Origin of the sequence: Mesorhizobium alhagi CCNWXJ12-2 (assembly GCF_000236565.1) — a bacterium.
In the GTDB taxonomy this organism is placed as follows: domain Bacteria; phylum Pseudomonadota; class Alphaproteobacteria; order Rhizobiales; family Rhizobiaceae; genus Allomesorhizobium; species Allomesorhizobium alhagi.
This window is the reverse complement of record NZ_AHAM01000310.1, coordinates 19660-32564: the sequence shown is the minus strand read 5'-3', so window position 1 is coordinate 32564 and position 12905 is coordinate 19660. Positions and strand designations below refer to the sequence as shown.

The following is a 12905-nucleotide window of genomic DNA, read 5'->3' as shown; positions in this document are numbered from 1 at the left end:
TAGGGAAACACGGTGGATGAACCGACGACCTTGACCTGATCGCGCGCGGCGGCGAGACCTGAAGTTGCAGCGATCGCGATGACAGCTATCGCTGTTGTGCTGATAAACCTTTTCATGGGTGGGGCTCCCTGTTGGAAATTGTTGACGCCTCTAGCGACGAGCCAACCCCTAAATCAGTCGTGTTACAGCTATGTGACAGAAAGATTGCAGGTCTATAGCCAGGGAAATTGTTTGCTAGGTGACTGATTACGCTTCGAAAAATGGCCGACGCAGAACCAATCGGCAGCCGTAGCGGCCGCCGACTCCTAAGCTCGCTTCCAGCGTACCGATGCCAGCAAAGTAAAGGCCGACCCCTCGCTGGCGCTTGGAACTTCTGTTTGGGTGTGGTGAGCCGCTCCTTGGCGATAGCCCGTCCGAGCACGCTAACGCGCCACTAAGCGAACACCGATCCAGGCTGGTGCTCCACTTCCTGCCTCGAGTGACTGTCAGGCCATACTAATCAGTATACCGCTCGTTGCTGCGAGAGCGCGACGAGCCAAGGGGCGGTTCTCCACGCATTGATTGGAAACTGCAACAGCCCAGCGCGGGCAGATCAGGGGGACCCTTTGTAGCGATGCTGTGCGACTTTCAAGAGGTGAGGTAGGCAGAGAAGTGATGCGGCGACCTGTCCAACAACGAAGACTGTTACAGGTATCAGCGTTTCGCTATCAGGGACGAACAGTGTGGCGATATCTAACGGCGCCGTCGTCAAAATGGACAGCGCTGTGGCCCAATAGACTAGATTCATGGCTTTATCCACACAGATCAGAACTCATTCCATACACTGCCAAGGAGGAGACCATAGCACAAGGTCGCCACCACCCCCATGTTCGGGGGCGGCACCGAAACCGCCGGCAGGTACTTTATCACCGCGTGTTGGGCGTGCCACAGCTTAGCACGCCCAATCGGAGCAATTGCCGTCCTCAGCCCAGTAGGGCGTTGTCGTCGCGCTTGATCGCAATAATCGACGAACGCGGAAGTGTACCTTCGCCGTCCGGGAAGGGTGCGTCGGGGTGCTGGATTCCGACGAACATCGTGCGACGGTCAGCCGACCAGCAAAGCCCCGTCACCTCGCAGCCAACGGGGCCGGTGAGGAAACGGTGGATCTCGCCCGTCACCGGGTCGCCCACGAGCATCTGGTTGTTGCCTTGACCGGCAAATTCGCCCTCGTTGCTGTCATCACCGTCTGTCTGGATCCACATCAAGCCGGTCGAGTCCATGATCATGCCATCCGGCGAGTTGAACATATTCCCGGCGTTGACATTGCCGCTTCCGGCATAGGGCCCCTCGGTGTGGAGAGAGGGGTTGCCCGCCATGACGTAGAGGTCCCACTCGAAGATCGACGACGCGTGGTTTTCACCTGCCGGACGCCAGCGAACGATCTGCCCATATTCGTTGGTCTCACGCGGGTTCACCGCATTGACCGTCATTTCGTCTCCACCCGCATTGGTGCGGATCGAGCCGTCGTCGTTCTTTGCCCCGCGACGGCTGTTGTTCGTTAGGCAGCAATAGGCTTCCGTCGTGGTCGGGTTGACGGCCACCCACTCCGGACGATCCATCGTAGTGGCTCCCACCTTCGACGCCGCCGTTCGAGTGAAGATTGCGATCTCGGCCGCCGACATGTCGGTCGCCTCGGGCGTGAGCGCAAGCCAGGTGCCGGTCTGATCCTCGTTGAACTTCGCAACGTAGAGCATACCTTCGTCAAGCAGCGTCGATGTGTCCCCGCCGGGCACGTAGACGTCACGCGACAACCACTTGTATAGGAACTCGCCCCGCTCATCATCGCCCATGTAGACCACCACGCGGCCATCGGGCGCCAACACGCAGGCGGCATTTTCGTGCTTGAAACGGCCGAGCGCGGTGCGCTTCACCGGCATCGATGAGGCATCGGAAGGGTCTATTTCGACAATCCAGCCGGCACGGTGTGGCTCGTTCGGGGTCTGGCTGACATCAAAGCGCGCATCGAACTTCTCGTAGCCATAGCGACCTTCGGCTTCAATGCCATAGCGCTGGTAGCCTGCGACGATCTTTTCGTCAGTCGGCATCTCGCCGATAGCACCGAAGTAGCCGTTGAAATTCTCCTCGCACGTCAAGTAAGTGCCCCACGGTGTTTTGCCTGAGCCGCAGTTGTTGAACGTGCCCAGACACTCCGTCCCGGTCGGGTCAGCCGCGGTCTTCATAAGGTCGTGCCCGGCGGCAGGGCCGGCAATGCGCATCGGCGTGTTATGGGTGATGCGGCGATTGAAGGAACTGTCCTTAACCACTTCCCAGCCGCTTGCGTTCTCGCGGACCTCCATCACCGCAATCCCGTGAAGGTTCTGAAGCTTGCGCACGTCCTCTGCGCTGGCCGGCATGCCCTCCGCAGCCTTCGGCAGATTGACCTTGTTGTTGGTGTATTCGTGGTTGACCGCGATCACTTGAGCGCCGCCGATCACGAACAGTTCCATTCCGTCCGTGTTCTCACCGAACACCTTGTCCGACATGGCAACGCTGCCGCCAGTCTCGTGCGTGAAATCGCCTTCAGCCTCGGAGAAGAGGGGGTCGCCCCAGCGTATGAGGACGTCCCAGGAATAGCCGTCCGGCACGTGCACGGTGCTGTCGGTGGCGGTCGGAATTGGTTTGAAGGCAAAACGGCTGGCCTGTTGAGCCTGAGCCGACGTGGAATTCAGCAAACTGGTTCCCATCACCGCCGCACCCGACCCGAAGGCGAGCACGCCGCCCAGGAATCCGCGACGCGAGATCGCGCGCTCGACGATACGGTCAAACTCCTGTTCCTTGGGGCGCGGGAATTTCAGTTCGTCCCATTCGTCGGCGGATATCGTGGTCGGGTCGATGTCCTTCATCGTCTTCTCCTGGCTATGGCGCTGGGTTGCGTTTGGCACACGCCAAACCGTCCCTTGATAGCCGGGCGGTTTGAAGGTTTGGTGACATCAGGCAATCGATGCTGCGTCGCCAGGAACACAAAATCGGCTATGCGGCTTCAGGTCGACGTGCGGTCGCCTTCTGACCTGAGGTCCACGCCTGTGCTGCCATCTGAACAGGGTCCCTTGGGCTGCTCAGCGGCGGCGTGTAGCTGAGGTCCAAGTCACTCATCTGTTCGACGCTCATGCCGTGGTGGATCGACGTTGCGAATATATCGATGCGCTTGGAGACTTCGGTGCCGTATTGGCCGATGATCTGCGCGCCCAGGAGCCGTCCGGACGTGCGGTCGCCGTTTGAAACACGGTTACGACAAATTGGTGGCTGCAACAGGGGGCTAGTTCAATCCGTTTACCGATTCCCCGTGCTTTCTCATGCACTACGATCTCGTAGCTGTCGATCCTCCATTCTTCGGTGCTCTCGCGGGCGACCCGATAGCTGGTGAATAGCCGCTCGTGAGGCAATCGACGCGCAACGGGCCGACGAAACCGTTCTACATGGCTTGCCCGCAAGGAGGTCGCAACCGCGCCAGGCGACGGCTGCTGGCCTGATCAGCCGGTCAGGTGCCTCCCTCGAAGGTCTCTGTCCAGTAGTCCTTGACCTGGTGGATAAGTGCAGTGGGAAGCGGAACGTAGCCGAGCGCGGCAGCGTCCTTCGCCCCGCTCTCCAGGGCCCACTGGAAGAAGTTGAGCGTGGCCTCCGGCCGTCGCATCCAGTTTGCCTCCTTGCGCATGAAGACGAACACGGTAGCGGCGATCGGGTAGGCGGCCTCGCCCGGCGAGTTGGTAAGCATCGTGTAGAAGTCTTTGGTGTCAGCCCAGTCCGCGGTGGCAGCGGCTGCCTGGAAGCTGACGGGCTCCGGCTTCACGAACTTGCCGGCACTATTCTGGATAAGCGCATAGCTCAGCCGTGCTTTCACGGCCTGGGCGTATTCGACATAGCCGATCGCGTTTTCGGTCTGCTTGACGGCAAGCGCGACGCCTTCATTGCCCTTTGCGTTGGTCCCGATCGTCCACGGCAGCAGAGTGTCGACGCCCATCTTTTGCTTCCAGTCCGGGCTCACCTTGGACAGCTAGTCGGCGAAGTTGTACGTCGTGCCGGAGCCGTCCGAACGATACACGATGACGATCCTGGCCTGGGGCAGCTTCACGTCGGCGTTTAGGGCGACGATCGCCGGATCGTTCCAAGTCGTGACGGTGCCAAGGAAGATGTCGGCGAACAGCGGCCCGGTGAGCTTGAGCTGACCCGGCTCGACCCGGCGATATTCACGGCGGCCACGACGCCACCCGTCGCGAGCGGGAACTGGCCGAGCCCGAGCTTCGCGAGCTCTTCGGATTTCAACGGGACGTCCGACGCGGCGAAATCGACCTGACCGCTCTGAACGCGCAACATGCCGGCAAACGAACCGACCGCCTCGTAGGTGAACCTTTGGCCTGGTGGAGCGCTGTCCAGGCCGCTGCCGCCGATGTGGTACTCGCTTTCGAACCTGGCGCGGTCATAGGCGCGCGACCATTCGGAGATGATGGGGTATGCAAATGTCGAGCCGGCGCCGGTGATTTCCTGGCCACCGATCGCTTGCTCGGCATGCGCCGACACGATTGAAGAGGCTGCAAATATGACGGCGGCGAAGCCTAGAAGAGCCAAGGATCTCATCGCTATTTTCTCCCTCTCGGAGCGCCCGCATGCCCCGATAAACGGCCCCAAAAGCTTAATAGAAAGGGTTAAGTCATTACAGTTGCATGACCGTGGCTCACCCGATTGCTACATCCGCCACGATGCGCCGTGGCATCGTGCCGCCGCTATCGGAGGATTCTTTCAAGGGGTATGAATTCCATAGCAAGACATCAACAAGCGAGGCGAACATGAGCACGGAACCCGATGACATACGGATCATCCGGCTGCACAAGAAGTGGGCGGATGGGTACACGCTGCTGTCGCAACATCTGATCCTCCTGCTTTTCACGGGGTCTATTTGCTGTTTGAACAGTCCGGCCTCGGGCCGGAGGAACGGGCGGGAGCATTTATCCTGTTGGCAGCAATGATCCTGGCTGCGGCCATCTGGCAGGCAGTCGGGCTCGGCGTTGCCCGCGTGCATATGCTGCTCGACGGCATCGACCTGGAAAAGCGGTCAATGCACGGCGCCGGCCCTCGGGCAAGGCGGCTCTAAGGCTTGCTTGGAGGCAGACGGGTTGGATGCAGGACGTTTTTCAGCAGTTGGTGTGGGTCGCGCTCGGCAGCGTCTTGGGCGGCCCGGCACGTTATTTTGTGTCCGGCTTCGTCGGACGCCGCGTCGGCGAGACGTTTCCCTGGGGCACGGTCGCGGTCAATGTTTCCGGTGCCTTCGCAGCCGGAATGATTGCGGCGGCGGCCATCGGAGGCGTATTCCCGACATCTGTCGCATGGCAGTTCGCTGTCACCGGGTTTCTCGGCAGCTACACCACCGTCTCCTCCTTTAGTTTGCAAACGCTCGCGCTTGCCCGCGATGGCCAGATCATGCGCGCCGGCGGAAACGTGGTCCTGTCCCTTGCCCTCTGCCTGTCCGCGGTGGCCCTCGGATATATCTCCGGTTCTGCCGCTTTGGGGGTCGGTGCGCCATGAAGCCACTGGAGCAAGCTCGGCCAGGAGGCCGGACGCTGCCTGAAACCGAGGCGAAGCAGAAAGACGGGGCCAGATGGCGGACGGCCCGGGACACCGCTCTAATATATTTGGCCGTTTCCCTGGGGTCCGTAATCGGCAGCGTCTTGCGGGCTATCGCCTCGATGGCCGCGCTCGCCTACCTTGGACCGGATTTTCCTTGGGGTACCTTGTTCGTGAACGTTCTTGGCTCTTTTGTCATCGGCTTTTATGCCACCCTGACAGGGCCGGGCGGACGCGTCTTCGCCGGGACGCGCCAACGACAGTTCGTCATGGCGGGGATCTGCGGCGGCTTCACCACCTTCTCTATGTTCAGCTTGGAAACTTTCCTTCTCGTGCAGGTCGGCAACCTGCCTGCGGCAGGACTGAATATCGGGGCCTCCATCGTCACATGGCTTGCGGCCGTCTGGCTCGGCCATATTCTCGCATCGCGTCTCAACCGATTGGGAGGAGTCTGATCCATGCAAGTACCAAGGCAGGCATTGCTACTGCGCATACTCATCGGCGAGGACGACAGGAATGACGGCCGTCCGCTTTACGAGGCAATCGTGCTCAAGGCCCGCGAGATGCACCTCGCGGGCGCGACGGTGCTGCGGGGAGGCATGGGTTTCGGCCATTCCAGCCGGCTGCACATGACAAAGATCCTCCGCTTGTCCGAGGACCTGCCGCTGGTCATCGAGATCGTCGACGGCGAGGACAAGATCAATGCTTTCCTGCCGACGCTCGACACGATGATGACCAGCGGCCTGGTCACGCTGGAAAAAGTCCAGGTGCTGCAATACGGTTCACGCGGCGGGCAGATCGAGGCAACCCCATGAACAACGGCATTCTTCCTTGGCAGGCGTGGGCGCTGCTCTCCGCCGCCTTCGCGGCCCTGACCGCGGTCTTCGCCAAGGTGGGTGTGGAGAACGTCAATTCGGATTTCGCGACGTTCATCCGGACAGTCGTGATCATGTCAGTCCTTGGCGGAATCCTTGCCGCCACGGGAAACTGGCAATCGCCCGGAACGGTCTCCGGCCGGACATGGACCTTTCTCGTTCTGTCGGGCCTGGCGACAGGCGCCTCGTGGCTCTGCTACTTCCGCGCGCTGAAACTCGGCGACGCATCGCGAGTGGCGCCCATAGACAAGCTCAGCGTGGTGCTCGTCGCCGTCTTCGCGGTCGTGTTCCTGGGCGAACGGCTCTCCGGGCCGAATTGGCTCGGGATCGCGCTCATCGCGTCCGGAACCGTCCTCGTCGCCTACCGCGGATGATCCCGTGGCTGACACGGACCAGGACCTGCGCCGGATCGTGCTGCTGGTCGCGCTGCTTAATCTCGCCTACTTCGGCGTTGAATTCGCCGTCGCGCTCGCGATCGGTCCGTCTCGCTCTTCGCCGACAGCATCGATTTCCTCGAAGACGCGTCGGTAAACCTGCTCATATTCTTCGCGATGGCGTGGTCCGCGCCGCGCCGTGCGCTGGTCGGAATGGCTCTCGCGCTGATCCTGCTTGTGCCCGGCCTGGCGACGCTGTGGACGGCATGGGACAAGTTCCTGGATCCAGTGCCACCGCAGCCTTTCGCGCTGTCGCTGGCAGGAACTGGCGCGCTGGCGGTGAACCTCGGCTGCGCGTTCCTGCTCTCGGCGTATCGGCATCACAAGGGGAGCCTGACCAAGGCACCGTTCCTGTCGGCGCGCAACGACACGCTGGCGAACGTCGCCATCATAGCAGCCGGAGCAGTCACGGCTCTCCAGTGGCGCCCCGCGTGGCCGGACCTCGAGCCCAAGCGGATTTTCGGTGGAGTAGCCAGCCTGCGGCAAACCCACTAGTTTCGGCACTCCCCAGCATGTTTTGGCCTGAAACATGGGTGCTTCTCTCTACGAGCCAATTAACGTCTGTAAGCCACTGGCGCCGGACATCGGCATCGTCGACGGCCCACTGGAATACTTGACTGTAGGCCGAATCAGGCTGCCGCTTCCATTCACGACCCGAATGACTGTGGTTCGCCTTTCAGGCGGTGACCTCTTCCTTCATTCGCCGATCAAGTTCGACGCGAGGCTGGCCGAGGAACTGCAAGGTGTGGGGAGAGTTCGCCATCTCGTATCGCCAAACCAATTCCACTATGCGCACATCGGGGAATGGTCGGCGCGTTTCCCGATACGATCACCTGGGCGTCGCCCCGTGTGCGCCAACGGGCACGGGCACGGCATGTGGACGTCGACTTCAAGAGGGACCTGGAAGCCAGTCCGCCTGAAGAATGGCGCCGAGAGATCGATCAGGTGCTTTTTCCCGGCGGCTATTTCAAAGAGTTCATTTTTTTCCACAAGGCGTCGAGGACGCTGATACTCACCGACGCGATCATCAACATCGAATTGGCTAAGATTTCCGAGCCATGGCGAACGGCCACTAAGCTCACTGGGATGTATCATCCTAGAGGTCAAATATTCTTCGGTATGCAGCTGCCGCTACTCGTTCAGCGACGGAAGGGAAAGGCTGCAATCGGAAGGATCCACTCATGGCAGCCGCAGCGAATCGTGCTCAGCCACGGCCGCTGCTTTGATGCGGATGCTGCCGAGGTCATCCGAAGGATATTCGGAGCACCGGGCCACGACGAGTAGTTTGTCCATTGAGGGTGCTTGCCATCTATCGGGTGCTGTCGAGGGTCGTGCTCAGCCGCAGCGGAACGATTCGAACCGCAGCGGCATCCCTTGGTCGATCGTGGCGGCGTCGGGCGGCAACATGGCGATGCCGTCGGCAAGAGCCATCGCCATCAGGCTTGCCGACGAGCCGCGGCCGAGCATATCGAGCACGGGTCGGCCGATTTCGTCAAGACCGACCGCCTTCACAGGAACGAACTCGGTTCTGCCGAGCCGTTTTTGGTAGGTGAAGCCGGCGACTGCTGGTGACCATTCCGGCGTCACGCTCCTGATGCCTGCGATAGTCCGGATGGCAGGCAGCGCAATCTGGCGAAAGGTCACGAGCGCCGCGTTGGGATTACCGGGCAACCCGGCGAACAGCATTGTTCCGATCATCCCGATCTTGACCGGCTTTCCCGGTCGCATAGCAACCTTCAGCACGTCCAGAGTGCCGCCGTGATGGCCAAGCGCCGACACAACGTGGTCCTCTTCGCCAGCGGAGACGCCGCCGGTCGTGACCAGGACATCGCACAGCGATGCGGCTTTTCCGAACGCCTCAGCCAGCGCGTCCCGCCGATCGGGAACAATCCCGTAGTCAACGATCTCGGCCCATGGGAATGCCGAGAACATTGCCCGGATCATGATCCGATTGGAGTTGTAGATCTGGCCTCGTCCGAGCGGCTCGCCCGGATCGCGCAATTCAGAGCCTGTCGATATCAGGCCTACGCGGACCTTCCGCAGCACCTCGACGTCGGCCAGCCCTTGGCCCGCCAGAAGCGCCAGCCGCTGTGGCGACAGCTGGTCGCCCGCGCTCATGAGGCGACTCCCGGCTGTCACATCCTCGCCGGCGTGCCGGATGTTTTCTCCCTGTCGCGGGCGCTTCGCCACAGTGATCTCGTCGCCCGAGCGTTCGCAATGTTCCTGCATGACGACGACATCGAATCCTTCCGGCACGGGAGCGCCGGTGAAGATGCGGATCGCTTCGTTCGGACTCGCTGCCTGTCCCGCGTGGAAATCGCCTGCCGCGATCCGGCCTCCGATCAACAGCTCCCAAGGACCCGCTCCGATAAAATCGGCGATCCTGACCCCGTATCCGTCCATCGCGGAATTGTCGAAGGGCGGGAGGTCGATCGAGGCGCGGACATCGCCGGCAAGGACACGCCCCGTCGCATCGATCAATGGAACATGTTCGGTTTCGCTCAAGACCCTGGCGATCGTCAGCGCCTTGGCGGCAGCGATATCAACGGGGATGACCTTGCCGTCGGCACCTGCGCCGCAGGTTTCGTTTGTGAGGGCGGTGGCGGTTTCCATTATCAGGCCTCCCGGCGTGTTGCGCCGTCCTGGACAAGACGATCCCGCCGAAGCCTTTGGGCCGCGGCGGGATCGCGGGAGACGGCTTCAGGCCGCCGGGTATTCCTGCGACTTGAACGAGAGGTGCTTCACGCCTTCCGGCGCATCGGAGATTTTCCGGATGTTCGCCCATGTCTGCTTGTAGTTCGGAATGATGAATTCATTCACCCCAGCCGACACGACGTTGCCTTGCACCCCAGTGGGATAAGCGAACAGCATAAACGTCTCTTTTCGCTTTGCCGTCGGTGTCGGATACACAGCTGCCTGGGTCGAGCCATTGTCGTTGTAGACTTCGACCAGATCGCCTTGCTTCAGCGACAGCTCCTCCATGTCGGCGGGATGCATCTCGATGAACGGATAGGGCCAGCGGTCCATGACCAGTTCGTTCTGCTGGTCGAGGTAGGCGCTCTGCCAGACATGGTTGGTGCGGCCGTTGTTGATGAGGAAGTCGAACTTGTCCTTCTCCTCCTGCTTGCCAGCCGCTTGCAGGCCCCGCCACTGAGTCTCCATGAAGACGGCTTTGCCATCCTCCTTGTTGAATTTGCCGTCGGCATAAAGGCGCTTGGTTCCGACAATGCGCTCGCTTCCGGCAGGCGGGGTCGGCGCAGCCCCGGCATTGGTCGGTTCCGCGTCCTGGACAGGCTCCTTGCCACGCGCGCCCTCGATGGCGGGCCCGCCGAGAACCTCGCCAGGTTCACCGGTCGACGTTCCAGCCGCCACGGGCCCGGTGGTTTCCAGTCCTGTCGCCGGCTCCTGGAAGCCGTTGGTCCCCATCGCGCGCAGACGGGCGTAGGTGACGAACTCGCCACCCTTCTCGTGTTGGTGGTATCCGTCCATGAAGGCGTCTTCTTCGGTCTTCCAGTCGAAACCCTTGAACTGGTCCGCGACGGTGGTATCACCCGCCTCAAGGAACACCCGCTCGAGGTGGTTGGCAAGCCGCGCGGCGATCAGGCAGTCCGGCATCGACTGGCCGGGCGGGTCCATGTAGCGTTCCGTCAGCCGCATGCGCCGCTCGCCGTTCATCGATGTGAGGTTCATCTCGCCCGATGTCGCGGCAGGCAGCCAGACATGGCTTGCCTGACCGATCTTGGTCGGGATGATGTCCACGTCGACCGAGAACAGGCCGCCTTCGCGGATTGCGCCCATGATCGCGTCGACGGTCGCCTGGCGGTCGCCGTAGGGGACGGATGACATGGCGTCCTTCACCATGTCGGTCCGATCCTTGTAGCGCCGCTTGAACTCGTGCGCGTTGAGCGTCGTCTTGTAGTGGTCGCATCCCCAGATGTGGTGGACGCCGCCCTTGCCCTGGATCAGCAGCTGGTCGACGTAAGCGGCGGGTCGCCCGACATGAGCGTCCGATGGCCGGGAATAGCCCTCCTGATGCCCGCCGAGGCGGACGCAACCGCCGCCGGGGCGGCCGATGTTTCCTGTCGCCAGCGCGAGGTTCACGAGTGCGCCGTTGGTCCGGTAGTTGTCGTTGCCCCAGATCAAGCCTTTTTCGTAGGCGAACATCGTCCGCCGCCGCTTTCCTTCCTTTGGTTCAGCGATCCAGGCTGCCGCTTGCTTGATCTGGTCGACGGTAAGGCCGGTTATCTCAGCGGCTTGCTCCAGCGTCGTCCGGTTGGCGGCGAGCGCCTTCTCGAAGTCATTGGTCGAAGCGGCGATGAACTCCCGGTCCGTCCAGCCCTGCTCGGCGATGTAGGTTGCCAGGGCGTTGAACAGCGCGAGATCCGTGCCGGAGTTGATCGCCAGGTGCAGGACGCGGTCCTTGCCCGCTTCGACCTCGCAGACATTCACCGTCACGGTCCGTCGCGGATCGACGATGATTACGCGGGCGGGCTCGTGCGGCTCGTCCGGCAGCTCCGCGTTCTTCTTGTCAGTTGATGTCCCGCGAAGGTTCGGTATCCAGTGGTTGAGGAAGTAGTTCGTCTGCGTCTCTAGAGGATTCGCGCCGACGACCATGATGGTGTCGGCGAGCTCTGCGTCCTCGTAGCAGTTGTTGAGTTCACCCACGCCCATGTCGCGCGTGGCGTGGACCTCCGAGTTGTAGGCCGGGCGGTTGTGGATGCGGATGTTCTTGACCTTCATGGCACCGAAATAGAGCTTTCCGGTCCCCCAGGTGTTCTCGTAACCGCCGCCGGCGCCGCCGTGGTCGAAGGCCGAGACGAACACTCCGTCATCACCCTGTTCCTTGACCACTGCCGCGGTGACGCGGGCCACCAGGTCGAGAGCGTCGTCCCACGAGGTCGGCTGCATCTGGCCGTAGCGCCAGACCATCGGGTCGGTGAGGCGTTGAAGCTGCGTATTGCGCGCCCGGCTGTAGCTCATTTCGGCCATGCGGGCACCGCGGATCGAACCGAGGCCGGAGTTCACCACGCATTCAGTATCCGGCTTGATGACGATGTGAAAGTCTTTTCCGTCCTGCTTGACGATGTTGTACATGGACGGGGCATACCAGGCTGGCGTATCCGCCTCCTGCTGCTGCGCCAGGTCCACACCGAAGACGTTCTGGTCGGGCGCTGTGCCGCCTTGACGGTTCGCGTCCCAGCTGTAGGCATGATAGCCGCAGCCGACGATGCAATAGTGGCAGACGACATTGTGCTTCTTTGCGTCGGCCGGGATGATGGGCAGGCGATCGATCTGACGTTTGTAAGCCATGACTGGTCCTCCCCTAGAGCACGTTTGACAGGCGGCCGTAGATGAGCTCGTCGAGCCCCTCCGCGAAAATGTCGCCCTTCTCGTCCACGCGAAGCTGGTATTGCGGCAGGTTCTGCGTCGCCTGGCCCCAGATCTGAAGGCCTCCGGCCTCGCAGTCGAAGCGGGAATAGTGGCCGGGGCAGTTCAGCGTGCGGTCCTCTGCGTTGTAGTTCAGCGGAAAGCCCTTGTGCGGACATACGGTCGAGAAGCCGACGATGTCGCCATCGGGTCCGGCGCCGCCTTCGACCCGGGTGCCGAGCTTCAGCAGGACGCCGGGAGCATTGTCATCGGGATAGCCGACATCGAGCGGCTCCTTCGGTTTTTGGTGGGCGATGTTCGCCAGCCTGTTGGAGGGGTATTCGACGAGAGCCAGCCCCGGCGCGGCTTTCGCCGGAGTTGCAGGCAGCGATACTGCGGCGGCCGCTCCGGCAGCGGCGAAGGCGCTTCCCCTCAAGAATTGGCGACGGCCGACATCGACCAGCCTGTTGCAGCGTTCCATCCTGTTCCTCCCATATGAACGACAAGGTCATTTATGCGAAGCAACAGATGTGCCAGATGCGTAAGCGTTTGTTCTGGTTACGGAAAGCTAAACCAGCCTGATTTCCGGGAGGCGATGACGTTCGGAAATCCGAACATGCTGCACTGCCGAAGG

The 12905-nt window shown here is 61.7% G+C and carries 13 protein-coding genes and 1 pseudogene; 7 read left to right on the top strand and 7 right to left on the bottom strand.

Annotated features, from left to right (window positions below; all coding sequences use genetic code 11):
• Nucleotides 1-962: 962 nt before the first annotated feature.
• The 4 genes from MAXJ12_RS32280 to MAXJ12_RS39785 all read right to left on the bottom strand — a co-directional run bounded on the left by MAXJ12_RS32280 (nucleotide 963) and on the right by MAXJ12_RS39785 (nucleotide 4554).
• Complete coding sequence (locus tag MAXJ12_RS32280) at nucleotides 963-2882, bottom strand: PhoX family protein (protein ID WP_008840427.1); 1920 nt, start codon at nucleotides 2880-2882, stop codon at nucleotides 963-965.
• A 635-nt stretch (nucleotides 2883-3517) separates the two neighbouring features.
• Nucleotides 3518-3997, bottom strand: coding sequence for a type 2 periplasmic-binding domain-containing protein (locus MAXJ12_RS39790; RefSeq protein ID WP_050898994.1), 480 nt, complete (start codon nucleotides 3995-3997; stop codon nucleotides 3518-3520).
• A 33-nt stretch (nucleotides 3998-4030) separates the two neighbouring features.
• Nucleotides 4031-4168, bottom strand: coding sequence for a hypothetical protein (locus MAXJ12_RS40315; RefSeq protein ID WP_420492407.1), 138 nt, complete (start codon nucleotides 4166-4168; stop codon nucleotides 4031-4033).
• Nucleotides 4117-4554, bottom strand: coding sequence for a substrate-binding domain-containing protein (locus MAXJ12_RS39785; protein ID WP_202946721.1), 438 nt, complete (start codon nucleotides 4552-4554; stop codon nucleotides 4117-4119). Before MAXJ12_RS39785 ends, MAXJ12_RS40315 begins: the two co-directional genes overlap by 52 nt.
• Before the next feature lie 433 nt (nucleotides 4555-4987).
• Between MAXJ12_RS39785 and MAXJ12_RS37960 the strand changes: the two genes are divergently transcribed.
• The 7 genes and pseudogenes from MAXJ12_RS37960 (at nucleotide 4988) to MAXJ12_RS39440 (ending at nucleotide 8188) form a co-directional block, all read left to right on the top strand.
• On the top strand, nucleotides 4988-5125 hold the full coding sequence (locus MAXJ12_RS37960) for a hypothetical protein (RefSeq protein WP_157999698.1): 138 nt from the start codon (nucleotides 4988-4990) through the stop codon (nucleotides 5123-5125).
• Nucleotides 5126-5151: 26 nt separating this feature from the next.
• Nucleotides 5152-5556, top strand: a complete 405-nt coding sequence (crcB, locus tag MAXJ12_RS32265; protein ID WP_008840423.1) for a fluoride efflux transporter CrcB — start codon at nucleotides 5152-5154, stop codon at nucleotides 5554-5556.
• Between the two features lie 107 nt (nucleotides 5557-5663).
• A complete protein-coding gene (gene crcB, locus MAXJ12_RS39450; RefSeq protein ID WP_341872559.1) occupies nucleotides 5664-6050 on the top strand; it encodes a fluoride efflux transporter CrcB in 387 nt (128 codons plus the stop codon).
• A 3-nt stretch (nucleotides 6051-6053) separates the two neighbouring features.
• Nucleotides 6054-6410: a DUF190 domain-containing protein gene (locus MAXJ12_RS39445; protein WP_008840421.1), complete on the top strand. Its 357-nt coding sequence runs from the start codon at nucleotides 6054-6056 to the stop codon at nucleotides 6408-6410.
• The gene (locus tag MAXJ12_RS32250; protein ID WP_008840420.1) at nucleotides 6407-6844 is read left to right on the top strand and encodes an EamA family transporter; all 438 of its coding nucleotides are present in this window, start codon (nucleotides 6407-6409) and stop codon (nucleotides 6842-6844) included. The genes MAXJ12_RS39445 and MAXJ12_RS32250 overlap by 4 nt, the downstream gene beginning before the upstream one ends.
• Nucleotides 6845-6848: 4 nt before the next feature.
• Nucleotides 6849-7348, top strand: a pseudogene (locus tag MAXJ12_RS32245) (cation efflux transmembrane domain-containing protein); the annotation flags it as partial.
• Nucleotides 7349-7708: 360 nt separating this feature from the next.
• Nucleotides 7709-8188, top strand: a complete 480-nt coding sequence (locus tag MAXJ12_RS39440) for a hypothetical protein (protein ID WP_008840419.1) — start codon at nucleotides 7709-7711, stop codon at nucleotides 8186-8188.
• A gap of 51 nt (nucleotides 8189-8239) precedes the next feature.
• On the opposite strand, the gene MAXJ12_RS32235 is transcribed toward MAXJ12_RS39440, so the two are convergent.
• The 3 genes from MAXJ12_RS32235 to MAXJ12_RS32225 all read right to left on the bottom strand — a co-directional run bounded on the left by MAXJ12_RS32235 (nucleotide 8240) and on the right by MAXJ12_RS32225 (nucleotide 12752).
• Nucleotides 8240-9517 (bottom strand): molybdopterin molybdotransferase MoeA, encoded by a 1278-nt coding sequence (locus MAXJ12_RS32235; RefSeq protein WP_008840418.1) that lies wholly within the window; start codon nucleotides 9515-9517, stop codon nucleotides 8240-8242.
• An 87-nt stretch (nucleotides 9518-9604) separates the two neighbouring features.
• Entirely contained in the window at nucleotides 9605-12214 is a 2610-nt protein-coding gene (locus MAXJ12_RS32230) for an arsenate reductase (azurin) large subunit (protein ID WP_008840417.1), read from the bottom strand.
• A 13-nt stretch (nucleotides 12215-12227) separates the two neighbouring features.
• Complete coding sequence (locus tag MAXJ12_RS32225; RefSeq protein WP_008840416.1) at nucleotides 12228-12752, bottom strand: arsenate reductase (azurin) small subunit; 525 nt, start codon at nucleotides 12750-12752, stop codon at nucleotides 12228-12230.
• Between the last annotated feature and the right edge of the window lie 153 nt (nucleotides 12753-12905).